Here is a 24,620-nt window from a genome sequence, read left to right on the forward strand (position 1 = left end):
ATGCAGATTACAATTCGTGGCCACCATTTAACAATTACGCCAGCAATAGAAGAAAATATTCGTCTTAAATTTGCGGAAATGACCAAACATTTAGATCAGGTCAATAGTATGCAAGTTAAATTGACCAAAGATCATCAAGTTGATAAACGTTCAAAAAAAGGCAGTGATAATCATATTGCAGAAGCGATTATACGATTACCCGGGACCGAACTTTTTGCGCAAGCTTGCGCTGATGATATGTATACCTCGATCAAAAAATTGTCTGAAAAATTAAAAAAACAATTGCATAAACATCGAAAAATGCAGCTCATTTATATGCCTTTAACGGTTTAGATTGTACATTGTACAAAAAGAGGTTTTTTATAACCTCTTTTTTTATATATATAATGTATGTGACTAATGAATTATTTTTTAGATTTATAGTAAAATGACGGGTTTTACACCGTTAGTCCTATATGGGGTCTTGTGATGAATAGTGAACAGCTCACTGAAATTTTAAAAGCTGCTTTTCCAGAAGCTGAGGTTGCAGTTAGTGGGCAAGGCGGCAAATTTGATCTACGCATCGTCGATGATCAATTTGAAGGGAAACGTCCTGTTGCTCGTCAACAATCTGTTTATGCACCTTTGAACTCCTACATTGCCAGCGGTGAAGTACATGCAGTAACAATTCGTGCAATGACCAAAGAAGAATGGCGCAAAGCAAGCTTATTCGGAGCTTAATAATTAATGGATAAATTTCTGATTCAGGGCGGTACTAAGCTCGAAGGTGAAGTTCGTATTTCTGGTGCGAAAAATGCTGCATTGCCATTACTCGCTGCAACTATCCTTGCGGATACACCTATTACATTAACCAATGTTCCAAATCTAAAAGATGTGAACACCTTAGTGAAATTGATCGCAGGTTTAGGTGTTCAAATCAGTTATGAAGGTGATACGGTTAAGGCAGATACATCTAGCTTAGATAACCAATTTGCACCATATGAACTCGTGAAAACCATGCGTGCATCTATTTTGGTGCTTGGGCCGTTATTGGCGCGCTATGGTAGTGCAAAAGTATCTTTGCCGGGTGGATGTGCAATTGGTTCTCGCCCTGTAGATCAACATTTAAAAGCTTTAGAAGCACTTGGTGCTGAAATTGAAGTTGAAGCTGGCTATGTGCATGCCAAAGTGGATGGTCGTCTAAAAGGTGGCGAAGTTATCTTTGATATGGTCACAGTTGGTGGTACTGAAAATATTCTAACTGCTGCGGTTCTTGCAGACGGTGTCACCACGATTCGTAACGCGGCTCGTGAACCCGAGATTACTGATCTTGCTAATATGTTGATCAAGATGGGTGCAAAAATCGAAGGTTTGGACACTGATACTTTAGTTGTTACAGGTGTTGAAAGCCTACATGGCTGTGAATATGCCGTTGTTGCAGATCGTATCGAAACAGGTTCTTATCTTGCTGCTGCGGCAATAACTGGCGGTAAAATCAAAACCACGCATACAGATCCAAACTTGTTGGAGTCTGTGCTGGATAAATTTGAAGAAATGGGCGCGGAAGTTACGCGCGGTGAAGATTGGATTGAACTGGATATGATGGGTAAACGCCCGAAAGCAGTAAGTTTCCAGACTTTACCACACCCAGAATTTCCAACCGATATGCAAGCACAGCTTATGGCGGTGAATGCAATTGGTCGTGGTTTTGCCACAATTTCAGAAACGATTTTCGAAAACCGTTTCATGCATGTACCTGAATTAGCACGTATGGGTGCCAATATTCAGGTTGAAGGTAATGATGCTGTTGTTACAGGTGTAGAGAAATTATCTGCTGCACCGGTGATGGCAACTGATTTACGAGCTTCTTTCTCATTGGTTTTAGCAGCACTTGCCGCTGATGGGGAAACGTTGATTGACCGTATCTATCATATTGACCGTGGTTATGAAGATGTTGAAGCGAAGTTACAAGGTTTAGGTGCCCAAATTAAGCGAGTAAGTTAATGAGCGATATGAGAAACGATGATCCCAATTTTGACGTAATGGGCAATTTTGATCATGGTTTAACTTTAGCATTAAGTAAGGGACGTATCTTAAAAGAAACTTTGCCATTATTGGAGACAGCTGGCATTAACTTATTGGAAGATCCGGATAAATCTCGTAAGTTAATTTTTCCAACGACCCATAAGCACGTACGTATTTTAATTTTACGTGCTTCTGATGTACCAACTTATGTTGAAAATGGTGCTGCAGATATTGGGGTGGCAGGTAAAGATGTGCTGATGGAACATGGTGCACAAAATGTGTATGAACCATTGGACTTAAAAATTGCCAACTGTAAGTTAATGACGGCTGGTAAAGTTGGCATGGTTCGTCCAAACGGTCGTTTAAAGATTGCAACCAAGTATGTCAATTTAACCCGTCAATATTATGCAAGCTTAGGCGAGCAAGTTGATGTGATCAAACTGTATGGTTCTATGGAACTTGCACCATTGGTTGGTTTAGGTGATTACATCGTCGATGTTGTGGATACCGGGAATACTTTACGTGCCAATGGTTTAGAGCCTTTGGAAGAAATTTGTAAAGTGTCTTCTCGGTTAATCGTGAACAAAGCAAGCTTTAAACGTAAACAAACTTTGTTGAATCCGATTCTTGCACAGCTAGAAAAAGCCGTGGAAGAACGCGAGCAAGCAAAGAAAGCATAATTTGTTAAGTTGCTAACTATGCTGATCAAACCGCTCAAATTTGGGCGGTTTTTTTATGAAAACTAAAAAATAATGATAAAAACTGTATTTTCACCAATTTTAACGAAAGTTATTTTCAATAAAACTCCACATGAACACATGCGATAGATGTCCACAAGCTGCGCTAAAACAGGTAAACTAATCTTTTCCAATAGATTACCTTGTGGGTAAATTGATGCGACGTTTATCGACTCAAGATCAAAACTTCAAGCAAGCTTTTGCTGACTTGTTGGCTTTTGAAACTGTGAATGATCCAGAACTTTTAAAAACCGTTGACCAAATCATTGCTGATGTTCGTCAGTATGGTGATGCTCATGTTCTTAAATTGACACAGCAGTTCGATCGACATCCAGCGCATCAATTCTCAGAATTAGAGCTGACGCAAGAACAACTGAAAGCAGCATTTGAGGGTTTAAGTTCAGAAGTGCGTGAAGCCTTAGAACTTGCTGCGAACCGTGTTCGTGAATTTCACCAAGCGCAAAAGCAAGACGGCTGGACTTATGTCGATGCTTTAGGTAATACGCTTGGTCAAAAAGTCACACCGCTGGACCGTGTGGGTATCTATGTGCCGGGCGGTTTGGCTTCTTATCCGTCTTCTGTATTGATGAATGCTGTGCCTGCGCATGTCGCTGGCGTGCCTGAAATTATTATGGTGGTGCCTGCACCGAATGGTGATTTAAATCCATTGGTTTTGGCAGCAGCCTACTTAGCTGGCGTACACCGTGTTTTTACTATTGGCGGCGCGCAAGCGGTTGCAGCATTGGCTTATGGTACACAAACCATTCCATCTGTGGATAAAATCACTGGCCCGGGCAACCGTTTTGTTGCTGCAGCAAAACGTGCAGTATTCGGTCAAGTTGGCATTGATATGATTGCAGGGCCATCCGAAATTTTGGTCTATGCAGAAGGTCAAAACAACGCTGAATGGCTGGCGATGGATTTATTGTCGCAGGCGGAACATGACACAGTGGCTCAAGCGGTGTTCATTACGCCAGATGCAGATCTTTTAGATCAAGTAGAACAATGGATTGAAAAGCATTTAGAAGCTTTGCCTAAAGCAGATATTGCGCGAACTTCAATCGAAAACCGCGGCGCATTGGTTTTAGTCAAAGACCGAGCGGAAGGCGCCGAATTGATTAACCAAGTTGCGCCTGAACATTTGATGCTGTGCTTAGATGAAGCGCAGGAAATGGCTGAAGATATCCGCCATGCCGGCGCAATCTTCATGGGGCGTTATACACCAGAAGCGATTGGTGATTATTGTGCAGGTCCAAACCACGTGTTGCCAACCTCCGGCACAGCGCGTTTCTCATCGCCGCTCGGTGTTTATGATTTCCAAAAGCGCTCAAGTTTAATCATGTGTTCTGAAGATGGCGTGAAAACTTTAGCGAAAACGGCTGATACATTAGCGCAGCAGGAAAACTTAGATGCGCATGCGAGATCTGCGAGATATCGTTACCAGTAATAAAATATAGACTAGGTGAAAAACTTAGTTTTCCAAAACTATAAACCTCTCCCTAACCCTCTCCTGAAAGGAGAGGGGAAATCTCATAAAATGAATATTCCTCTCCCTGAACGAGCTTTAAGGATTCCTTTAAAGCGAAGTGCAAGAGGGGTTAGGAGAGGGTGAAAAAGAGCAAAATAAAATGCCAAATATTACCTCTGAACAAATGCGTTTTTGGAGCCCTGATGTACGTGAATTAGAACCGTACACACCGGGTGAACAGCCTAAAATCCAAAATATTTTAAAACTCAATACCAATGAAAACCCATATCCGCCATCGCCAAAAGTGGTGGACGCAGTACAAAAAGTGTTAGCAAATTCTGCTGATGTTTTACGTTTATATCCAGATCCAGATGCGTCTGAGTTAAAGCAAGCGATTGCAAAACAGCAGCATGTGCCTGTTGAACAGGTCTTTGTTGGTAATGGTTCGGACGAAGTGCTGGCGCATATTTTTAAAGCCTTTTTTGTGCAAGAGCTGCCGGTTTTGTATCCAGATATTACCTACAGTTTTTATCCGGTATATAGCCAATTTTTTGGCATTGCGGCCAATACTAAAATTTTACCCCTGAATGATGCCTTTGAAATTGTGGTGGATGACTATAAACAGCCGAATGGCGGCATCATCATTACCAATCCGAATGCGCCTACTAGCATTGCTTTAGGTTTGTCTGCAATTGAAGAAGTCCTGCAAGCCAATCCGAATTCAGTGGTTGTGATTGATGAGGCGTATGTCGATTTTGGTGCGGAATCTGCTGTGGCTTTGGTTGCCAAATATGAAAACCTTGTGGTTTGTCAAACCACGTCTAAGTCGCGTTCATTGGCCGGTTTGCGTGTCGGTTTCGCGATTGCGCAGCCGCATTTAATCGCAGCGCTTGAGGCGGTAAAAAACAGCTTTAACTCTTATCCGATGGACCGTTTTGCGATTGCAGCAGCCGTGGCGTCATTTGAGGATCAAGCCTATTTTGAAGAGCAAAATGCCAAGGTGATTGCGAGCCGTGAAAAACTTGTAGGTCAGCTGTCTGAGCTGGGCTTTAAGGTATTGCCGTCTGCGGCAAACTTTATTTTTGCCTCATTGCCAAATAAAGATGCAGGTGAGTTGGCTGCTGAATTACGCGAACGCGGGATTATTGTGCGTTACTTCAATAAGCCGCGGATTAATCAATTCCTACGTATCACCATTGGTACAGATGAACAAAATCAGCGCCTTGTGGATACGCTTAAAAACGATATTTTGGCTTGATTGCTGCAAGCTACTATAAATTTAAATCTACCCTAATCTTCCTTTCGAAAAGGTGAGAAGCACTGCTTCGCAAGGGGAGGGTTATAAAAAAGCGATTCAATTGAATCGCTTTTTTTGTTTAATCTTCCGTATACCACGTGTTTAACAAATCCAGCATCGCTTCGACTTTATCAAAGCATTCTTGATATTCAGCATCGCAATCAGACGCGATGGTGATTCCGCCACCAGCCCACAGCGAAACCTGATCTTGGTATTTTTGAATAGAGCGGATTAAAATATTCCAAGAGCCCGTGCCATCGTGATTAAAATAACCCATCGAGCCGCAATAGGCGCCGCGAGGAGCACCTTCAAGTTCATCAATGATTTGCATCGCACGAATTTTAGGCGCGCCGGTAATCGAACCGCCCGGCAGTGCTGACATCAGAACCTCAAAAGGGTTTACATCGGTTTTCAGCACGGCCTCAACTTCACTGACCATGTGATGCACCTGATTAAAGCTTTCAATATCAAAAAGTTTTGGTGTTTTTACAGAGCCTGTTTCAGCATAAACACTCAAATCATTACGCAGTAAATCGACAATCATGACATTCTCAGCCATATCTTTTTCAGATGATTTTAATCGTTGTTTTGAGTGCGCATCTAAAACTGGATCTTCATAGCGAGGCATCGTGCCCTTGATTGGCTTAGTAATAATCTTGCGTTTAGGCTTAAAATCTATAAAAAGTTCAGGCGAACAACTTAAAATTTCAAAATCATCAATACGTAAGTAGCCTGAATATGGTGCATCAGTCAGTGACCAAAATTCTTGAGCGGTATCTAAGAGTGAACCGTTTGCTTGAGCTGTGAACTCTTGGGTTAAATTAATTTGATAGCAATCGCCTGCTTTAATATATTCCTGCACTAGATCAAAGGCTTTGGAGTAGTCTGACTTGGACCATCTTGCAGTACATTTTTGCGTTAATTTAAATCGATCTTGAGCGATCTCTGTTTGAATGAACTGATCAATGTAGTCGTAAATCTTAGCTGCAGAATGATCTGAACTATAAAAATACCAACCATCATCCTCTAATTTTAAAAAACTGGAAAATTGTCCTAAAAACAAGCGAGGTTGGGCTTTGGCGTGCAAGGAAATTTGTTGCTGCGCTGCATAATCAAAGCTAATAAAACCAGCCCAGCCCCCAGAAAAACCGCTGCCTAAGTTTGAACATAAATCTTGGAAGGCAATATTTTGCAAGGGCTGAGTATCAGATTCCTCATATTGATCTAAATTGGTACGGACATAAGCTTTAAGTTCATCATTCTTCAATTGTTGATATTGATTTGCCAAAAAGCAAATAACAGGTTGGTTTTGATCTTCTAAAAAAATCACATGTGACAAGGGTGCAAGCGCTTGCAAAATTTTTTGAGCACTAACAGTTTGTTTGAGAATAATTTTTTTAAAAGAAATTGGCTTTTGCATCAACAGAAAAATTAACTTTAAAGAATAAAATGGATTTTATACCATTCCTAATTCATTTGGTTTGCAAATACCGTTTATCGGTAAGAATTAGATTGCGACCAACAACAGTTGAACAAATTTCAGCTTGGATATAATTTAATCGAGCGAGCAAACAACTCAAGGAAAGATTTAACAGTTGTCACAAAATAATATTACAGCTGAATAAATCGAGTGGTTGAAAATCAAAAAAAATAAATACTCTTGGGAGAGTACCGTATGAAAAATTTCACTAAATTAGCTCTAGTTTCTTCAATCGCATTTAGTGCGAATGCTATGGCTATGCAAGCAATGGACGATGCTGCACTTAGTTCAACCACTGGTCAAGATGGTATTAACATCGGGATTGGTATCTCTAAAATTGAAATTGAAAAACTTTTCATTCACGATAACGACGGTTTAACGGATACAGCTAAGGGCGGTACAAGTACTGCTGGTGCGATCGTTATTCAAGGTAATAAGAAAGCTGGTGATCCTTTAGAAAATAAAGGTATCGTTATTGGTGCAAACTATGATCAAAATGGTAAGTTTCTTTTAGCTTCTCGTAATTTGGCTGATTTACGTATTGATACTGATGCTGGTACTGGTGCAAATGGTGCATTCATTAACATCGCAGCGGATGTGTCTGGTTTAGATATCAAAATCGGTGAAATTGGCGTAACAGCATCTGGTACAGCGGGTACTACAGGCATTCGCCGTGGTGGTGACGATAACAACTACAATGCAATTTTATCTGGCCTTTCTCTAAAAACGGGTCCAATGACTGCAAATGTTCAGTTGGGTGCTGCTCCACAAGGTGCAATGATTAAACTGAGTACAACTATGGTTGGTGGCTTAGAAATTAAAGATCTAGGTATCCTTGATGCATCAACTAAAACGGCTACACGCGAAGCAGGTGAAATCTTTATCGAAAGCATCAAAGTTGCTGATGCTAATAAAACTGACTTAACGATTAACCAAGATGTTCGTGTTTATGGTAAAGAAGGCACAAACAATGGTTATATTCAAATGGTAAGCAACTCTGGTCCAATTGATAACTATGTGAAAGGTATTCACCTAGGTAGTAAAGATGCTGGTTCGATTGGTGACATCGAAGTTCAAGGTCTACAAACTTTCTACAGCCCAGCTATGGGTGTTTACAACCAAGGTTCTGTAATTACGATTTCAAGCAAAAACTAATTAACGGCTAGTAAAAAGCGCGTGTAGATCACGCGCTTTTTTTTACAAAAAATGCAGAATGACCGCAAATATCATAAAAAAAAGCTGTTTTTTTATAAAAAAGAAGGTATCTTGCATAATACATGGATGTAGAGCAATAGCTCTAAAAAATAATGAAAAAAGGCACATCATTGCCGATAACTAAAAGTTAGAAGATATGTTAGAGATAGCAGTAGGCTCGGCATTGATGTATTACTTTGCCAAAGAGTCCTTTGATTTAAAAGAAAAGCCAGTCGGAACAGTTCACTATACCGAAACATTGGATTCACGAAATGATTCCTTTACTCGGATGCACCGTGAATCTGTAAAAATTAAACCTGCCATAGAAGATCAATTTCGAGGCATCGTTCGGCAAGCTTATGACTACAGTTGTGGTTCAGCAGCCTTAACCACTTTATTAAATGGTTATGTAGGGACACAGCTAACTGAGCAACAGACCATGAATGGTTTGCTGAAATTTGGTGAAACTGAAAAAATCATCGAACGTCGAAGTTTCTCCTTATTAGACATGAAACGTTTTGTCGCTGCTGTGGGGCTAGACAGTGGGGGCTACAAAGGTGAGTTTTCAGATCTAGTTAAGCAAGGTCAGCCTGCGATTGTTCCTATTTCATATGCTGGTTTTAAACATTTTGTGGTTTTTAAAGCCTATAAAGATGGGCGTGTTTATGTTGCAGATCCAGCTCTGGGTAATATCAGTTTCGATGAAGTTAGATTCCAAGAAATATGGGAAAACAACACATTATTCTTAATCAACGTTGCGCCTGAGCAACGTAAAAATTTATTGGCTTTGCAAGATTCAGACTTGCGACATGTTGAAGATGCAACCGTGAACCGTTATGCATTGGTTGATATTCAATATCCGCAGTTTTACATGGAAAAAATTGCAGACAAGGCATCTACGATACGACTTGATAAAAACATGAATGAAGAGTCGGAGTCTTATGGTAAATCGAATTACAACTTTCTAAGGCTTTACTACAAGAGTAAATAATTAGATGAAAGCGTATAACAAAGTGTCAGGATTAAAAAAATAACAACGGTGGGAAGGAACATGAATCGTAAATGGATGAACAAAACACTACTAGCCATGAGTATTCAGGTGGTGATGGGGGTTGCCTATGCAGCTGAAGAGCCAAGCCTTGGAGAATATGATCCAGTTGAACAAGAGACAGTCGTAGAAGAGTCTGTATCTCCTGCTACTGTAAACCAAGCTGATACTGCACAAGAAGCTGCTGCCGAGCCTGAAATTGGACAGTATGAATCTGTTGAAGAGCCAGTACAATCTGAGGCACCACAAGTCGAAAGTGCTACTGCCACTGAAAAGGCATCGACAGCACTTCAACAGCAAGAGGGTGATGCGAGTCAAGAAGCTAACTTACAGGAAGTATTTAGCTCGAATGAACGTCAGTATTCATTGATTAAAAAAGGTGAAATATCATCTTTTTACGATATCGATTATACCTATTACCGTGATACTCAACTTGATATGGAAATGGCACAAGGCCAACTTTATCAACTCCGTGTACAAGAGAATGCCACACACTCAATGACCAATACATTTACCGTGCAATACGGTGTAATGGACAATTTGACATTCTCTGCATCTGTGCCTTTAGTGGCGAAAACTGATTTATTAAAAGATACTTCAACTGCTGGATTAGGGGATATTTCTTTAGGCGCACGTTGGGAACCCTTCCCATTGAAGCAAGGTCGTTTACCACTGATTTTATTTGGTAACTTGTCTACGAAAACAGGTGATAGTCCATACGAAGTCAATGCAGTAAATGATCTAGCAACAGGTAAAGGTTACTATTCGGCAGGTATCGGTGCGAGTACGCGTAAATATATTGACCCCGTTGTGTTGTTTGCATCTGTTTCAGCTAACTATGGTTTCAAAGAAACGGGTTTAAACCAACGTCGTGGTACGCGTGTCATTGAAGAGTTTGAACCGGGAATTAGTGGTGGTTTTGCATTCGGTTTTGCATACTCGTTTAACTACGATGTTTCCCTCACCATGTCATATCAACAAAGTTTCAACACTGGCGCAGAATTTACGTATAGCAGTGGCGAATCCTATTCACCTGCAGACCAAACCAGTTCAACTCTAGCAATTTCTTTAGGTGTACGTGTATCTCCAGATACGATTGTGAATGGTACGGTGGGGCTAGGTTTAACTGAAGATGCACCAGATGTGTCATTAGGACTTTCTTTCCCGTTAGATATTCTAGGTTTTGGAAAAAAACTTCGTTAAGAGGGCTGTCGTATGCGTAAAATTCGACTCAGCCCACTTGTTAGTGCGATCGTTTTAACGGGCTGTTCTAGTGCTGCTTTTGCACAATTGGGTACCAATCTTTCAGTTGATGTACGGTCACTTGCATTAGGGAATGCAGTAACTGCTGATCCTCCGGGGATTAGTGCCGTGCATTTTAACCCTGCAGCATTAACGAAAATTGAAGGTTTGCAAACCGATATGCAGGGGATCATTGCAAACTTTGATATTCAACGTGAATTTACCGTCCCTGCGGGTTATAACGTCTTTGGTTATTCTGATGACCCAATGGTCTGTAATGATGGCCCTGAAGTAACGGCAGATATATGTACGGACTTTAAAGATAAGGTTTCTGGTGATGTTGAATATGCATCCCTGTATGTACCTGTCTTAAAAAAAATGGTGGATTTTGGTGCTGGCCAACCCATTGCCGCACCAACGATGGGGATTGCCTACAATCCACCGGGTTCAAAAGCAACATTTGCATCAGCCGTTTATGCGCCTTTGATTGCAGGTTTTGGTGCTGAAAATGGCAACCCAGGTAATTTCATGGGGCAACAAGTTGCTCTAGAGCGTATTACTTATCTATCGCCAACTGTGGGTTATCAAGTTAGTGATGAGCTATCGATTGGTGGTGGTGTAGGGATGTCCTATCAAGCCATTGGATTGAAATCAGATCTACGATTTCCCAATGAGTTGATCGGCATGTTAAGGATGATTGATGAAGTCGTCTGTACACCATTCAAGGAAAATTCGGACATTATTACCGACATCTTGCTATTGGGGATGTGTAATACCGAAGAAGGGATGAACCCATTTGGCAAATTTGGTCAGATGGAATTGGCTTTAGAGCAGTCACTGAGCCCAAGTTATAACTTAGGGGTTTTGTGGGAGCCACGCGAAGATTTTAGTTTTGGTATGGTGTACCAAAGCGCTGCGAAAATGCGCATGAAAGGCCGTTATCGCATTCATAATGCAAAAGCGCCTCAGGAGATGATTAAGGGATTAATGTCATCACCAACAGGTCAAATTTTAGCTGCCATTTTAGGTTTCCCAAATGCCGTGCCTAACTCGGAGTCGGGTTTGGTTTCGATGGATTTTGAGTATCCCCAGCACGTACAGGCCGGGATCAAATATAAGGTCATGCCTGATTTACAAATCAATTTTGATGTGGGCTGGACCGATTATCGTGCTTGGGACAAATTCCGTTTTGAATTCGACCGTCAAATTTCAGCGCTGAAAATTGCAAAATTATTATCTGAAAATGTGACCGATAATTCTTTGGCCTTACCTTTGAAATTTACATCGCCTTGGAATTGGGGTATTGGTATTGAATATTCTGCAACAGATCGTTTGAAATTACGTGCAGGCTATGAACCACGAAGTACGTCTATTCCTGATGGTAAGCGAAATACCATGGTCCCAATTAATGGTGCGCAGCTCTTTGGTATGGGGATTGGATATCGTTTTGATGCAGATACGGATTTAGATTTATCAATCGGCTTTTTACGCAGTAAAGATAACATTCCAGCGAATACTAGTAGTCTTGCAAACTTAACCGGTGTGAATAACTTACTTTTAAACCCATATGCTGGACTGAATGTAAAAACCGATACGAAAATCACCATCCTAGGATTAAATTACAGAACTCGTTGGTAGGATAAGCAGACAGAATGAAAAGGATTTTATTCATAAAAACGTTACTTGCACTGTCTGTGGTGCAAGTGTCGTATACCAACGCTGGGGCGTTTCATACCATTATTGGGCCAGATGGGCGCCCAATGGTGGTACAAGTGCAAGAAAAACCAGCAAAGAAACCTAAAGAAAGTCCAACTGCTAAAACGATAGACTCTCAACCTGTACAACAAATTATTCAACCATCCGTAAGCATTAGTCCGTCTCAAACCAAGACACCGATGACACGTCAAATGAGTCCAACAGCACAGGCTGTTGGACCGGTGAATTCTCAACATTTAAGTATACGCGAGCCGGAAAAACGGGATGAAATTAAAGCTGTCACAGTAGATAAAATTAAAGACGTCTCAGGGGATAAAGTTCGCAAATCTGAAAAGTCAGCACAAGCGGCAGATACGACAGCAAAAGTCTTGCCTTCAACCGCATGGACAGAAAATTTACAGCAATCAGAGCTAGCCCAACCTCGTGAAGCGTATCAGTCCAAAGTTCTAGCTGGAAAAGATAAACCTGTCGTTGAGAAAAAGATCCTTGCTGAGAAAGTAGTCAGTACTGATCAATCCGTACGATCTTCAGGTGAAAACTTAGAAAATAATCCTTCAAAACAATCGGCTAAGGCAAAACAAGAGCAAGGCTTTTCGACCATGGCTGGTGAAAAGTATGTCAATAATGAATATCTTGAAGATAAAGAGTTTAACTTAGAAGGCAAAAAGCGCTTTTACACCATGCCCGAAGGCGTTATTGATAGCAAGATGGGGCAAACGCGGATGCAAACCATTGAACGTGAAAAAGGTGTCAGTCGCTCCGTCATTGATAATTTATTTAAACGTAATCAACCCGAAGATACAGGCCCAATCACTTTAGCCACATCATATTATCGGGTGTCACAAGCTGACACCATTCAAGGTTTAGGTCAGCAATGTTTTTCGAATAAAAAAATGAAGAAAGCCAAAGAGCTTGACTTGGCACAAGATATTAACTTATGGCCTCGAGCACCATTGTCTGACGAATTTGACTATGAAGTCGTAAAACTAAAATCACCATTACAAAATATTCGTATACATTCATTTGCATCCAAAGAACAAAATCCTACATTTTATTGGCCATTTGCGGTATTTTTAGACAAAAATGGATGTGTCATGGAAGGCGCAGGTGGATTCAAAAATAACCAAGGTGAAGCGGATCATCTTTACCATGAAAAAATTGAAGGCGTGATTCAAGTGCCTAAAGGTAGCCAGTACTTATTCTTAACGCCTTTAGCAACAGCAATTGACGTCGATGGCCGCGTATTAACCAATCAAGGCCAACTTAAATTAACAGCAATCCGTTAAGGACATAAGAAAGAGAATTAGGATGAAAAATAAAATTTTATTACCGTTTGCTTTAACGGCATTGGTTGCAGCGCTCAGTGGCTGTGGCGGTGAAAGTGCAAGTGTGAATCCTGAAATTTATGATACCAGTACGACCAATGGTACTTGTAAAAGTAATACCGAAGGCTGTGTTGAGTTCGTTTTAGATTATCCAATTGAAGGTCTGAATTTTAATTGTTCGAGCGACGTTAAAAATACCTACATTACTTTATTTGATCTAAAAGAAGGTGTTTCGACAGGTGCTTGTAAGATTGGCGATATGGTAACTTTCTTTATCCAAGGTGAAAAATCACGTCGAATTGATTTGGGTAAAGTAGATTTGAAGCAAATTTCCAATGTAGCCAGTGGTACGACACCTCCACGCTTGACCTTATTGGATTTGGCAGCTGGCATCGCGGGTAAACCTGCTGCAACGATTTCAAATACCGACCCAACGGTTAAAGTGGCCATGCGTTTAGCTAAAATTATTCAATCCTTGGCTTTGAAAAATAACAGCGCAGTTACAGCTACAGATATCCAAGCGGTTTATATCAACAATGCAGATAAAGTATTGATTGATCAAATCACGCGGAATGTCGCGACAGCAGATTTCAGTATCAGTTCAGATACGGAATTTAATGACCTGTTTACACCTTGGCTAGACTTGTCCGAAGTCAGTAATGAAAATGCATTTACCTTAGTTTCAAAACTCATGAATATCTCAACGGCTGCGGTTTACCAGCCAGAGTTTGCGTTGTTTTCAACTGATGGCGTGATTACCAATGCCAGTGGTTCAAATGGACTGGTCGGCTGTGACAAAAATGAATGTTCGCCGACCGATAGTTCAAAAGTCAATTTATTTGGTCATTTCATGTTAATGACTGACCGCCAAGGCATGACTTTTGGTAGTGGTTTACAGTGGAAGGGCAAAGTTGATCAACAGTTAAGTACCATTGGTGGTGTGAATGTCTTGCTCTTGACGCAGGTTCGACCAACACGTTTAACAGCAACGCCACAGGACAATTGGATTGATCCGCTTACCAAGCAAATTGATAAACCTGGCATTCTGGGTTTCCGTTTTGATGCAGAAGAAGCCAACTCTGGCCCGCTGATTATTAAACAAGGGACGCTACTTGCCGACAAAATGGTGGTTGGTACAGGTGGGAGTTTATATAAAACGTTAATGGCTAAAAAAGATGATTATGTTCTGACGGCCGATGATAAGAAAAAATTAGGTCTTTGGGAGCAAAACATTAACCAAGTGCAATTTAAAGGCACGATGGATTTATACAAGCTTTATCCGCTGTCGTATTTAGACAAAAAAGTCTTTAAGTCTGTTGAAAATGTTGCTGCTGGACAAAATTATATCTTCCCCTTGTATGCAGATTTAACCTTTAAATTTACCGATACTTCGATTAAAACAGTGAAATTGGGTGTGGTGATTGACCGTAATGGTGATATTCGCACAAATATAAAATCTGGCGTGCCAGATGATGTATTTACTCGTCAAGATAGCCAAATTGTCGACTTGTCTACACACGCGACGGAAGGCTGTAGCGGAAAAGATGTGCTTGACCCACTGTTAATGAAAGATGACAAAGGTGTACAGCAATATCGTATCGGAACGACAACCCGTACCTTTACGCCTGAAGGAAATATCAATCCAAATACCATTTCGATTCGTATGATTTTAGCTGACCCATATTTCCATACGCTTGATGGCGCGCTGATTGGAATGAACTCAAGTGTGAAAACTTCAGCGGATACATCAATGGTTGTAGGCGGTGCTTTAGTGCAGTTACATAATATGATTAATGCCAATGCAGGCACACGTCCCTCTGGCGTTGCTTTGACAGATTCGGATAATAAAGTGGTGAAGTGGGGGAATAGTTTGGCCAGCTTTAGTTATATTTACAGCTTAAAAAATCCAAATGATACTGCTGCGGCTCAAACGGCGAAGTTAAGCGGTGGTGATATTTCTTTAGAGTTGGCCCCGTGTTACACCATCAAGGCTAAATAATCGTCAAATATGAGTAAAATAAAAAAGCCCATCAGTGATGGGCTTTTTTAATATTGAGAGCAGCAAATTAACCTGTGTGATCGAGTCGCGTACCAAGGGTTTCGAGATGCATTGCAAACTGACCTGTTTTGCGGTCAGCAAAATAATGCCGCAGCGTTCTTTCCACACTTGGAAAGGCTAAATCATCCCAAGGAATATCTTCTTCACTAAACAATCGTGATTCAATGGTTTCATCACCCGCACCAAATTCACCATTGATTAATTCAGATTTGAACAAGGCATAAATTTGCCCAATACGGGGAATGTTATACATGCAATACAGTTGCTCAATGTTGACTTCTGCTTCAGCTTCTTCGCGAGTCTCACGCGCTGCACCTTGCTCCATCGTCTCATAGAGTTCCATATAGCCAGCAGGTAATGTCCACAGCCCATAACGTGGCTCAATCGCACGACGGCAAAGTAAAACTTGATTGTCCCAAACTGCTAAAGCACCACAAATGACTTTAGGATTCACATAATGAATAAACCCACATGCGGTACAAATACGGCGTATCTGATGATCTCCAAGCGGGATCGCTTCTTTTGTTTTTTGTCCGCAGTTTGAGCAAAAGTTCATATTCATCGTCATGGATTGTGTGAACCGTCAGAATAACTTAAAAATAAAACTTTGGCATCATTTCTAACCAGCTTGGCCGAAATTCAGCTATGATGACAACAAGATAATTATAAGGATGTAATGTGGATGGATGAGGGTTTATTGACTCAGCGATTGCAGCAAAGTTTACGTTTTTCTAAGCGTATTCAACCTGCGCATGCTGCTGTATTGATTGCGATTACCCAAGAAGATAATCCACGTATTTTATTGACCCGCCGCTCGCTCTATATGAATAATCATGCCGGTGAAGTGTCCTTTCCCGGTGGCAAACGTGATGCCCAAGACACCAGTAATATCGTGGTGGCGTTAAGAGAAGCTCAAGAAGAAACCGCTCTAAATCCATTTGATGTGCAACTTTTGGGTGATTTACCAATGCAAAAAGCACGGAATGGAATGTTAGTTAAACCGATCGTGGGATTGATCCCGCCTGACGTAAATTTGATACCTCAACCAACTGAAATTGATCGTATTTTTTTTGTATCATTAAGGCAGCTTTTAGAAACGCCGCCAACGCCGTATGAAGTTCGTTTTGCCCAGCAATCGCTTTATTTTCCCAGTTTAAGAGTCGAAAACGAAATCGTATGGGGCTTGACTGCACGGATGCTGATTTCCTTATTTCAATATGGTCTGAACTATCAAAAAGAATGGCCTTTTTTATTAAATTCTCCTTCATTTCATTTGGGCCGTGAGCCATAAATCATTTTTAGAAAGTCAAAATAGGATGTTTGATCATGTTGTACAAATTTCAAGGATATAGCCCGAAAGCTACGCATCAACCATGGGATGGTTGGGTTGCAGAAAATGCAACGGTCATTGGCCAAGTTGAATTAGGTCGAGAAGTGAGTGTCTGGTTCGGAGCCGTCATTCGAGGGGACAACAGTCGTATCAAACTGGGTGATTTTACCAATGTACAAGAAAATGCGGTTCTGCATACCGATGCCGGCATTGCAATGACCATTGGCGATTATGTCACGATTGGGCATCAAGCCATGCTACACGGATGTACTGTAGGTGATAATAGTCTGATTGGAATCAATGCCGTGGTCCTAAATCATGCCGTGATTGGTAAAAATTGCATCATAGGTGCGAATGCTTTAATTCCCGAAGGGAAGGTGATTCCGGATAATTCTGTTGTGATGGGTTCACCGGGTAAAGTCGTCAAGACTTTAGATGAACAAGCGGAAGCACGTCTAAAAATGAGTGCCTTGCACTATGCTGCTCATTTTAAACATTTTACTCAACTCGAAGTCGCTGAACTTTAAAACGCTATACATGGCAAGCAAAAAAGCCTCGACGTTTGTCGAGGCTTTTTTATGGATTAAATACAGAAAGCGCTGAGTCTGAGGTGGAAAATCTCGCGAACTGCGGTGGAGTGGAGTATCATATTCAACGTTTTTTAAGATTAAATTTAATTAAGGTTGCGCATGAAATTACTGGCATTGGAAACTGCCAATGAGCAGTGTTCCGTCTCGATTGTAGATGAAACTCAAGAGCTTTATTTTCAACTCGATTTACGGGCAAAAGCGCAGACGCAAACCATTCTCCCAATGATTGAGCAAGGGCTTAATCAAACTGCTATTGAGTTAGCGGGTTTAACTGCGATTGCCTTTAGTCGTGGGCCTGGCTCATTTAGTGGTGTTCGTATTAATGCAGCGGTAACACAAGCCTTGGCATGGGCCCATGACGTACCTGTTGTTCCAGTCTCGACTTTGCAAGCTTTGGCTCAAGCGGCGCATCGTGTACATGGTTTGACTGAAGTAACGGCAGTCCTTGATGCTCGCATGCAAGAAGTGTATATCGCAAGCTATCAACTCGATGCCAATGGCATTATGCAGGCTGTAGATGAAGAACAACTATTAAGCTACGCAGATGCCACACCACAGATCAAATTTACTGTCGTGGGTTCTGGTAGTGAGCTCATTCAATCAGAACAAACACAATACAAAGACTTAAGTGCAACAGCACAAGATATTGCTACTATTGCCCGCGAAGCGGCGCAAAGAAAAGCATGGGTGAGTGCTGAACTTGCATTGCCCGTATATTTACGAGATAACGCCTGGAAGAAAATTTCAGAACAAGGCAAGCCATAATTAGGGTTATATATGGATCTTTTACTGCTGCTCAAAGCGGCAATCATGGGTATTGTTGAAGGTATTACCGAATTTTTACCGATTTCAAGTACAGGGCATTTGATTCTAGCCTCAGAATTAATGAACTTTTGGACCAAAGAAAAAAGTGATGTTTTCGTGATCGCAATTCAAATGGGTGCGATTGCTGCGGTGATTTATGAATACTGGGGCCGCCTGTGGGGCGCAGCAACCGGTATGGTGACTGGTGAAGAAAAAGGGCGCCGTTTAGGTTTTGGCTTAATTCTCGCTTCGATTCCAATCGTGTTGATTGGTTTGACGTTCGGTCAGACAGTGAAAGAGCTACTGTTCAATAATATTGCGATTGCTATGGGGTTGATTATCGGTGGTTTGATCATTATTTGGATCGAAAAAAATCCACCGCAGGTGCGTGCCAAAGAAGTAGAAGATTTAACCATTAAAGATGCGATTTGGATTGGTTTAATTCAAGTTTTGTCTTTAATTCCAGGGACTTCACGTTCAGGTGCAACCATTATTGGTGCTATGTTCTTGGGTGTTTCTCGTAAAGCAGCCACTGAGTTTTCATTCTTTTTGGGTATTCCTGTTATTGTCGGTGCAGGTTTGCTGGATTTATATCAAAGCTATGATGTATTTCAAGGCACTCAAGATTGGACTGTGATTGCAGTCGGTTTGATTGTTTCGTTTGTCTCGGCATTACTTTTGATTCGTGCGCTTGTCGCTTATGTGGCAAAACGTGATTTCATGATTTTTGCGTGGTATCGAATTGTTTCAGGTTTATTGATTTTGTTGTTCGCATTTACAGGCTGGAAATTATGGTAAGCGAAATCCGCTTATACACAGAACAAGAGTTTTATGAGAAAGCACAGCAGTATTCTGCTGTGCTTTCTTCACGTGGTGTATCTGTAAATATTGAATTGATTGAAAAATTAAACGCGCGTTTTTTACGTTTAAACCCTGAACTCAGTTTGTGTGTCGATGCAGATGGTTTGTGGTTGGCGGCCAATGGCATGAAGATGCAACCCGATTGGAAAGCAGAAGTTGGACGTTTAAAGCGAGCATCTTTAAAGTCTGAGATGATTGCACGTGCGTGTAATTTGGCAGAAAAACCACAGCTTGTGGATGCAACCGCAGGGCTAGGGCACGATAGTTTATTGATGGCCCATTTGGGTGCTCATGTGACCCTTGTGGAACGTCATCCGATTTTATTTACCCTATTGGAAGACTCACATCAACGTGCGCAGCAAGATGTATTTTTAAGTTCGGTTGTGGCTCGAATTGAATTGGTCTTTTCAGATTCGGCAGATTATTTGAAACATTTATCGACGACCAATCAAATCTTTGATGTGGTTTATCTCGATCCGATGTTTCCACAGCGAGATCAAAACCAGCAAGCCGTCAAAAAGCAAGCTCAGGTCAAAAAACAAATGCAATTGTTGCATTTGCTGTTACCTGAAGATGGTGAGATGGATTTAGGTGATAATTTACTGGATTTAGCACAAAAAATTGCTAAACGTGTCGTGGTTAAACGTCCACGATTGGCGGTTTTTTTAGCGAATCAAGAGCCGCAACATCAGTGGCAAGGTGATGCTTGTCGCTTTGATGCATATTTCCAACATGATCTTGTGACTTAAAATGATATTTGCTTCAATATTGTTCAAAGATTTGTTATATAGTTAAAAAATAGCATTGCTAAAAACGACATCAGGCATAAAATTATTTGTGCAATTAAGCGAGCCAAGGCCACCATTAGAACTCTATGATTGATTTCAAACCCTCCATCAATTTTTGGCATGATTTTAAAAGCAACCAAACTGCGGGGATGTGGTTATTTTTTGGGTCTCGTCGTTCTTTACAAATCGTTCGTCCATCGATTTTACAATTGGTGTTTTGGGGGATTTTAGGTGGTTGTGCTAACAGTTTATTTAGTTGGCTGAGCACGGGGCGTATTGGTGAATTTAACGCTCAAGGTCTTATAAGTTATGCATTGTGGCCATTTATTGCTTTAATTGTGGGGATTTTCCTATCACAACGTGTAAATAATCCACGGTTAATGTTGGTCCCTGCATTGCTTTGGTTGGTGCTTGATACGCACATCATGTTGTTTCAATGTTTGATTCAATATTTGGGAGATCTCGATTTTCTCCCATACTTTCTGTATGACTACATTCCAACGTTATTCATTATTCTATTTGTTTGGCAAAGTTTGGCTGTCGTTTGGGTGTTTTCACGTGAGCTGAAATGGCCATGGTGGGAGCGTGCACTGATTATGGGTGCGACGCTATTTACTTTGGTCGTGTGGCAAGTCTCAGTCAAAGATCAGCCGATTTGGAAAGTAGAAGAAGTTCCTCCAAGCTTTGCTGAAGATGCATTTTATGCACAAAGCCGTTTACTCAATAAATCCTTGGATGCAGTGGAATATGGTGAATTTGCCCAATCCCATTGGTACTTCTTAGGGGTGGCAGGTGCGAGTTATCAAGATGTCTTTAAACTGGAAATTGAACGGATTAAAGAACAGTTTGATACACGTTTTGGCACCTATGGGCGTTCGGTTGAGCTGATCAATAACCCTGCAACGCGCACTGAAATTCCGCTGGCATCTAAAACCAGTATGGAGTTGGCGCTGCGTCGTATTGGTCAACAGATGAACCGAGAAAGTGACGTCTTATTTTTATATATGACCTCACATGGTTTACCGAATGTCTTTGAAATGGAAAATGCACCTTTGGATTTGGCGCAAGTCGATCCTAAATGGTTAAAAGAAGCCTTGGATGCATCCGGAATTCGTTGGCGTGTGATTGTCATTTCTTCATGTTATTCAGGAAGTTTTATTCCAGCACTACAAAATGATAATACTTTAATCATTACTGCATCGGCAGCTGATCGACAGTCTTTTGGCTGTTCGAATGAAGCTGAATACACCTATTTTGGTCGTGCGTTCTTTGATCAGGCGATGCGTGAGCAGACCAGTATTCAAGCGGCATTTAATGAAACCAAAGCGACTGTAGCGAAATGGGAAGCCGCGCAAGGTTTCGAACCTTCTGAACCGCAGTGGTCGATGGGGAAAAACATGGCATTAATGTTGCCTCAATTAGAACAACGATTGTTCCCGCCGACAACTACTGCACCGGCTACGACGGTTACGCCTTAAAAGATTAAAAAAGTTTAGGATAAAGATCATGGAATTAGTACAACGAAATACTTGTTTTGCGGGTGAGCAGCGCATTTATCAATTGGATTCTTTAAGTCTAAAGACCGCGACAAAGTTTGGTATTTTTTTGCCAGAAGCAGCCTTACAAGGCCAAGCGTGTCCTGCATTGTTTTATTTGGCGGGATTAACCTGTACTGAAGAAACCTTTGCCATTAAAGCGCATGCTCAGCGTTTAGCTGCCCAGCTTGGCCTGATTTTAATCAGCCCTGATACTTCTCCACGTGGGGAACAGGTAGCGCAAGGCGATCATTGGGATATTGGGCAGGGTGCGGGCTTTTATATTAATGCAACGGAACAACCTTGGGCCGAGCATTATCAAATGGAACGTTTTATCACTGAAGAATTGTATTCGCTGGTACAGGCTGAATTTCCGGTACAAAAAGGTGCGATTGGCATATTCGGACATAGTATGGGCGGTCATGGTGCATTAACTTTAGCGTTGAAGCATCCGGACCTGTTTAAATCGGTTTCTGCTTTTGCACCGATTTGTGCGCCGAGTCAGTGTCCATGGGGTGAAAAAGCCTTTAGTCAATATCTAGGTTCAGATCGTCAGCAGTGGCTTCAGCATGATGCAACAGCTTTAGTGCAAACAAAAGGGGCTTTGTTTAAAGCCATTTTGATTGACCAAGGCATTGATGATCAATTTTATAGCCAGTTAAATCCGGCGTTGTTTCAGCAAGCGTGTGAGCAAGTTGGACAGCCACTCGAACTGCGTGAACATGCAGGCTATGATCATGGTTATTATTTTATTCAAAGTTTTATGGATGATCATTTGCAATTTCACGCTGTCCAATTGCAAACAGTAGTTCATTAATTCTAAAGCCAGTGGTTAAAAGTGTTGAGGCATAGCTTGCTTTGATACACGTATAAATAAAGCATGGTGATAAGCATTGCCATGCAAATGAATAAATTCGACATACCAAAAAAAATAATTTAGGGTACTTATGCAAAATTCACAAATGGAAACGCCGCTTCCGCCAGAGCTGCCCGTGATGAATCCACCGAGTCTATTTGGTGAGACAGAACAGGCTAATGTTTTGGGACGAAATTATCATTTTAAGTTTAAAGGTAATGCATCTGAATATTTCGGTATTTGGATCGTGAATATCTTACTGACAATTGTCACGCTTGGACTTTATGCGCCTTGGGCAAAGGTCCGCCGTTTACGTTATTTTTATGGTAATACTTGGGTGTTTCAGCGTCGTTTTGATTTTACTGGTTTGCCTACAAAAATTTTAGTTGGACGAATCATTGCATTAGTGGTCTATGGTGGTTTCTCTTTTGCTATAAAGTATTCTTGGGAAGCTTTCTTAGCGGGATTTGTCCTGATTTTCTTTGCGGTTCCTTGGCTTATTCGATCTACGATTCGTTTCCGTGCTCGCAACAGTAAATTTAGTAATAGCCGATTCTTTTTTTCAGGGACAAATAAAAGCGCGTATTGGTGTTTTGTCAAATGTCTTGCGGTGGTTGTCTTTACCCTTGGTTTGTTTACACCAGTTGCGATCTGGCTATATAAACGTGAATGTCTGAATCATTTGTATCTGGGGCAGTTGAAATTTAATCTGAATAATACTTGGGGCGATTATATGCGTGCCATGTATGTGCCTTTATTTCTGTTTATGGGCTTTGGTGCATTGCTGGCGGTGATCTTTGCGATATTGTTTGGTAGTTCAGATGGTTTAAATGACGCATCTTATGTCTTCATTATTTTTGGTATGTATTTGATTGGCTACATGTTTATTTGGCCACTCACAGCTGCACGTATTTTTATTACCACATGGAATAACACCACGTTGAGCCGCAGTCAGTTTCATACGGACTGTAATCAATGGCGCTATGCATGGATTGTCTTGAGCAATTGGTTGGCTAAAGTGGTTAGCCTCGGTTTACTGACACCATGGGCAGTTGTACGACTATATAAATATCAGACTGAATCTTTACACTTAATGTTGGTCGATGATCCTGACCAATTACAAAATCAAATGCAGCAAGATCACAATGCGATTGCTGAAGAATTATCCGATATTTTTGACCTAGATATTTCCTTATAACGCAGGTGAATTACATGAAAACATCAGTAGTGAATGCAACCTATTATGATGGGAAAGTGTCAAAACCCTTTGTTGCTCAAATCAGTGCAGATGGGGAGCATGCTGTGATTGTGCGTTATGGTCAAGACCTAGAACTAACACAGCATTACACCTATCAAGATATGACGCTGATCGGTGCTTTGGGTGATATTCAGCCAGTGATCGAGTTAAAGGATGATGCTCGTTTAGAGTTTCATCAACCTTTGCCAGAGTGGTTTAATCTCGACGTAAAGTCGCGTTGGCATTCGATTTGGAAGTTAGAGCGTTCACCTTCTCTAATCATTTTTAGTGTAATTTTCGTGGTGGCATTTGCTTTTGTATTGATTAAATGGGGCATACCTGCGGCGTCGCATGTAGTGGCTAATCAACTTCCTGAGACAGCTTTAAAAAGTTGGGGCGATCAGGCGGAAAAATATATTATCGATATGACTGAACCTACAAAATTGCCACAAGCACGCCAAGATAAGTTGAAGCAAGAATATCAACAATTGGTGGCTGAAAATCGACCTGCGAAGTTGTTATTCCGTGGTGGTGGCAGTATTGGTGCAAATGCATTGGCAATACCCAATAACACCATTATCGTGACAGATGAGTTGGTTAAATTAGCGAAAAATGATTATGAGCTCATAGGTGTGCTTGCACATGAGCAGGGGCATTTAGTCCAACGCCATAGTTTGCAGCAAAGTTTGTCAGGTTTAGGCATCAGTATTATTTTGTTGATGATCACAGGGGATGGCTCTGACATTCTCACCAGTTTGCCGGTGGCTGCGGTGGGTGCGAGTTACTCACGAGACTTTGAATCTGAAGCAGATTTATATGCCTTAAAACAACTTTCAAAACATCAAATTCCAACGGCACATTTTGCAAATTTCTTACAACGTATGGAAGATGAAGCTGATGGTGAAACAGCAAAAGAGAAAGGTGAAAAGGATGAAACTGCCAAAGATCAGAGATCTTGGACAGACTTCTTTGAGTCACATCCAGCGACGAAAGCCCGTATTGATGCAGTTAGAAATTATCAATCACATCAGCATTGAGTGAAAGGCTTT

23 protein-coding genes are annotated in these 24,620 nt (G+C 41.2%); 21 read left to right on the forward strand and 2 right to left on the reverse strand.

From position 1 onward, the window contains the following. The 6 genes from hpf (at position 1) to hisC (ending at position 5,467) form a co-directional block, all read left to right on the forward strand. Positions 1-333: a ribosome hibernation-promoting factor, HPF/YfiA family gene (gene hpf / locus MST18_RS03125; protein ID WP_078191195.1), complete on the forward strand. Its 333-nt coding sequence runs from the start codon at positions 1-3 to the stop codon at positions 331-333. A gap of 135 nt (positions 334-468) precedes the next feature. Further along, on the forward strand, positions 469-720 hold the full coding sequence (gene ibaG, locus MST18_RS03130; RefSeq protein WP_078191194.1) for a BolA family iron metabolism protein IbaG: 252 nt from the start codon (positions 469-471) through the stop codon (positions 718-720). A 6-nt stretch (positions 721-726) separates the two neighbouring features. Further along, positions 727-1,983 carry a UDP-N-acetylglucosamine 1-carboxyvinyltransferase gene (gene murA, locus MST18_RS03135; protein WP_078192377.1) on the forward strand — a complete coding sequence of 419 codons (1,257 nt, stop codon included), beginning with the start codon at positions 727-729 and terminating at the stop codon, positions 1,981-1,983. Next, the gene (gene hisG, locus MST18_RS03140) at positions 1,983-2,684 is read left to right on the forward strand and encodes an ATP phosphoribosyltransferase (protein WP_078191192.1); all 702 of its coding nucleotides are present in this window, start codon (positions 1,983-1,985) and stop codon (positions 2,682-2,684) included. Before murA ends, hisG begins: the two co-directional genes overlap by 1 nt. A gap of 202 nt (positions 2,685-2,886) precedes the next feature. Continuing rightward, a complete protein-coding gene (gene hisD / locus MST18_RS03145) occupies positions 2,887-4,188 on the forward strand; it encodes a histidinol dehydrogenase (RefSeq protein WP_180079304.1) in 1,302 nt (433 codons plus the stop codon). A gap of 181 nt (positions 4,189-4,369) precedes the next feature. Next, positions 4,370-5,467: a histidinol-phosphate transaminase gene (hisC, locus tag MST18_RS03150; protein ID WP_180023094.1), complete on the forward strand. Its 1,098-nt coding sequence runs from the start codon at positions 4,370-4,372 to the stop codon at positions 5,465-5,467. Between the two features lie 118 nt (positions 5,468-5,585). On the opposite strand, the gene MST18_RS03155 is transcribed toward hisC, so the two are convergent. Then, positions 5,586-6,926: an anthranilate synthase component I family protein gene (locus tag MST18_RS03155; RefSeq protein ID WP_180133851.1), complete on the reverse strand. Its 1,341-nt coding sequence runs from the start codon at positions 6,924-6,926 to the stop codon at positions 5,586-5,588. Positions 6,927-7,181: 255 nt separating this feature from the next. On the opposite strand from MST18_RS03155, the gene MST18_RS03160 reads away from it, so the two are divergent. The 6 genes from MST18_RS03160 (at position 7,182) to MST18_RS03185 (ending at position 15,510) form a co-directional block, all read left to right on the forward strand. Next, entirely contained in the window at positions 7,182-8,141 is a 960-nt protein-coding gene (locus MST18_RS03160) for a DUF6160 family protein (protein WP_180133850.1), read from the forward strand. A 196-nt stretch (positions 8,142-8,337) separates the two neighbouring features. After that, positions 8,338-9,171 carry a C39 family peptidase gene (locus MST18_RS03165; protein WP_111884773.1) on the forward strand — a complete coding sequence of 278 codons (834 nt, stop codon included), beginning with the start codon at positions 8,338-8,340 and terminating at the stop codon, positions 9,169-9,171. 60 nt (positions 9,172-9,231) lie between these two features. Further along, positions 9,232-10,431 carry a hypothetical protein gene (locus MST18_RS03170; RefSeq protein WP_180103099.1) on the forward strand — a complete coding sequence of 400 codons (1,200 nt, stop codon included), beginning with the start codon at positions 9,232-9,234 and terminating at the stop codon, positions 10,429-10,431. Between the two features lie 12 nt (positions 10,432-10,443). Continuing rightward, positions 10,444-12,108: an OmpP1/FadL family transporter gene (locus MST18_RS03175; protein ID WP_078192369.1), complete on the forward strand. Its 1,665-nt coding sequence runs from the start codon at positions 10,444-10,446 to the stop codon at positions 12,106-12,108. A 14-nt stretch (positions 12,109-12,122) separates the two neighbouring features. Further along, entirely contained in the window at positions 12,123-13,472 is a 1,350-nt protein-coding gene (filE, locus tag MST18_RS03180; RefSeq protein ID WP_180133849.1) for a putative pilus assembly protein FilE, read from the forward strand. A gap of 22 nt (positions 13,473-13,494) precedes the next feature. Continuing rightward, a complete protein-coding gene (locus MST18_RS03185; protein WP_180133848.1) occupies positions 13,495-15,510 on the forward strand; it encodes a hypothetical protein in 2,016 nt (671 codons plus the stop codon). Positions 15,511-15,577: 67 nt separating this feature from the next. Here MST18_RS03185 and MST18_RS03190 read toward each other — a convergent pair whose 3' ends face one another. Further along, positions 15,578-16,126, reverse strand: a complete 549-nt coding sequence (locus MST18_RS03190; RefSeq protein ID WP_180126340.1) for an NUDIX hydrolase — start codon at positions 16,124-16,126, stop codon at positions 15,578-15,580. A 126-nt stretch (positions 16,127-16,252) separates the two neighbouring features. Here MST18_RS03190 and MST18_RS03195 point away from each other — a divergent pair, with 126 nt between their 5' ends. The 9 genes from MST18_RS03195 (at position 16,253) to MST18_RS03235 (ending at position 24,608) form a co-directional block, all read left to right on the forward strand. Then, positions 16,253-16,861 carry a CoA pyrophosphatase gene (locus tag MST18_RS03195; RefSeq protein ID WP_180040882.1) on the forward strand — a complete coding sequence of 203 codons (609 nt, stop codon included), beginning with the start codon at positions 16,253-16,255 and terminating at the stop codon, positions 16,859-16,861. Between the two features lie 35 nt (positions 16,862-16,896). Then, on the forward strand, positions 16,897-17,427 hold the full coding sequence (locus tag MST18_RS03200) for a gamma carbonic anhydrase family protein (protein WP_180133847.1): 531 nt from the start codon (positions 16,897-16,899) through the stop codon (positions 17,425-17,427). A gap of 162 nt (positions 17,428-17,589) precedes the next feature. Continuing rightward, positions 17,590-18,255, forward strand: coding sequence for a tRNA (adenosine(37)-N6)-threonylcarbamoyltransferase complex dimerization subunit type 1 TsaB (tsaB, locus tag MST18_RS03205; protein WP_180133846.1), 666 nt, complete (start codon positions 17,590-17,592; stop codon positions 18,253-18,255). A 12-nt stretch (positions 18,256-18,267) separates the two neighbouring features. Continuing rightward, the gene (locus MST18_RS03210; RefSeq protein ID WP_180008558.1) at positions 18,268-19,092 is read left to right on the forward strand and encodes an undecaprenyl-diphosphate phosphatase; all 825 of its coding nucleotides are present in this window, start codon (positions 18,268-18,270) and stop codon (positions 19,090-19,092) included. After that, positions 19,086-19,904 carry a class I SAM-dependent methyltransferase gene (locus MST18_RS03215; protein WP_218955379.1) on the forward strand — a complete coding sequence of 273 codons (819 nt, stop codon included), beginning with the start codon at positions 19,086-19,088 and terminating at the stop codon, positions 19,902-19,904. The genes MST18_RS03210 and MST18_RS03215 overlap by 7 nt, the downstream gene beginning before the upstream one ends. Before the next feature lie 125 nt (positions 19,905-20,029). Then, on the forward strand, positions 20,030-21,421 hold the full coding sequence (locus MST18_RS03220) for a C13 family peptidase (protein WP_180021433.1): 1,392 nt from the start codon (positions 20,030-20,032) through the stop codon (positions 21,419-21,421). Between the two features lie 28 nt (positions 21,422-21,449). Beyond that, positions 21,450-22,295, forward strand: coding sequence for an S-formylglutathione hydrolase (gene fghA, locus MST18_RS03225; protein WP_180133845.1), 846 nt, complete (start codon positions 21,450-21,452; stop codon positions 22,293-22,295). A gap of 130 nt (positions 22,296-22,425) precedes the next feature. Continuing rightward, on the forward strand, positions 22,426-23,532 hold the full coding sequence (locus tag MST18_RS03230; protein ID WP_180133844.1) for a YjgN family protein: 1,107 nt from the start codon (positions 22,426-22,428) through the stop codon (positions 23,530-23,532). 14 nt (positions 23,533-23,546) lie between these two features. Next, entirely contained in the window at positions 23,547-24,608 is a 1,062-nt protein-coding gene (locus MST18_RS03235; RefSeq protein ID WP_180133843.1) for a M48 family metallopeptidase, read from the forward strand. Positions 24,609-24,620 lie beyond the last annotated feature (12 nt).

It is taken from the genome of Acinetobacter sp. YH12068_T, from assembly GCF_024606005.1.
GTDB lineage: Bacteria > Pseudomonadota > Gammaproteobacteria > Pseudomonadales > Moraxellaceae > Acinetobacter > Acinetobacter amyesii.

Excerpts from the sequence above, each read along its gene's own strand:
- hpf (WP_078191195.1), top strand. The coding sequence starts at position 1 with ATGCAGATTACAATTCGTGGCCACCATTTAACAATTACGCCAGCAATA.
- ibaG (WP_078191194.1), top strand. The coding sequence starts at position 469 with ATGAATAGTGAACAGCTCACTGAAATTTTAAAAGCTGCTTTTCCAGAA.
- murA (WP_078192377.1), top strand. The coding sequence starts at position 727 with ATGGATAAATTTCTGATTCAGGGCGGTACTAAGCTCGAAGGTGAAGTT.
- hisG (WP_078191192.1), top strand. The coding sequence starts at position 1,983 with ATGAGCGATATGAGAAACGATGATCCCAATTTTGACGTAATGGGCAAT.
- hisC (WP_180023094.1), top strand. The coding sequence starts at position 4,370 with ATGCCAAATATTACCTCTGAACAAATGCGTTTTTGGAGCCCTGATGTA.
- MST18_RS03155 (WP_180133851.1), bottom strand. The coding sequence starts at position 6,926 with ATGCAAAAGCCAATTTCTTTTAAAAAAATTATTCTCAAACAAACTGTT.
- MST18_RS03160 (WP_180133850.1), top strand. The coding sequence starts at position 7,182 with ATGAAAAATTTCACTAAATTAGCTCTAGTTTCTTCAATCGCATTTAGT.
- MST18_RS03165 (WP_111884773.1), top strand. The coding sequence starts at position 8,338 with ATGTTAGAGATAGCAGTAGGCTCGGCATTGATGTATTACTTTGCCAAA.
- MST18_RS03170 (WP_180103099.1), top strand. The coding sequence starts at position 9,232 with ATGAATCGTAAATGGATGAACAAAACACTACTAGCCATGAGTATTCAG.
- MST18_RS03175 (WP_078192369.1), top strand. The coding sequence starts at position 10,444 with ATGCGTAAAATTCGACTCAGCCCACTTGTTAGTGCGATCGTTTTAACG.
- filE (WP_180133849.1), top strand. The coding sequence starts at position 12,123 with ATGAAAAGGATTTTATTCATAAAAACGTTACTTGCACTGTCTGTGGTG.
- MST18_RS03185 (WP_180133848.1), top strand. The coding sequence starts at position 13,495 with ATGAAAAATAAAATTTTATTACCGTTTGCTTTAACGGCATTGGTTGCA.
- MST18_RS03190 (WP_180126340.1), bottom strand. The coding sequence starts at position 16,126 with ATGAACTTTTGCTCAAACTGCGGACAAAAAACAAAAGAAGCGATCCCG.
- MST18_RS03195 (WP_180040882.1), top strand. The coding sequence starts at position 16,253 with ATGGATGAGGGTTTATTGACTCAGCGATTGCAGCAAAGTTTACGTTTT.
- MST18_RS03200 (WP_180133847.1), top strand. The coding sequence starts at position 16,897 with ATGTTGTACAAATTTCAAGGATATAGCCCGAAAGCTACGCATCAACCA.
- tsaB (WP_180133846.1), top strand. The coding sequence starts at position 17,590 with ATGAAATTACTGGCATTGGAAACTGCCAATGAGCAGTGTTCCGTCTCG.
- MST18_RS03210 (WP_180008558.1), top strand. The coding sequence starts at position 18,268 with ATGGATCTTTTACTGCTGCTCAAAGCGGCAATCATGGGTATTGTTGAA.
- MST18_RS03215 (WP_218955379.1), top strand. The coding sequence starts at position 19,086 with ATGGTAAGCGAAATCCGCTTATACACAGAACAAGAGTTTTATGAGAAA.
- MST18_RS03220 (WP_180021433.1), top strand. The coding sequence starts at position 20,030 with ATGATTGATTTCAAACCCTCCATCAATTTTTGGCATGATTTTAAAAGC.
- fghA (WP_180133845.1), top strand. The coding sequence starts at position 21,450 with ATGGAATTAGTACAACGAAATACTTGTTTTGCGGGTGAGCAGCGCATT.
- MST18_RS03230 (WP_180133844.1), top strand. The coding sequence starts at position 22,426 with ATGCAAAATTCACAAATGGAAACGCCGCTTCCGCCAGAGCTGCCCGTG.
- MST18_RS03235 (WP_180133843.1), top strand. The coding sequence starts at position 23,547 with ATGAAAACATCAGTAGTGAATGCAACCTATTATGATGGGAAAGTGTCA.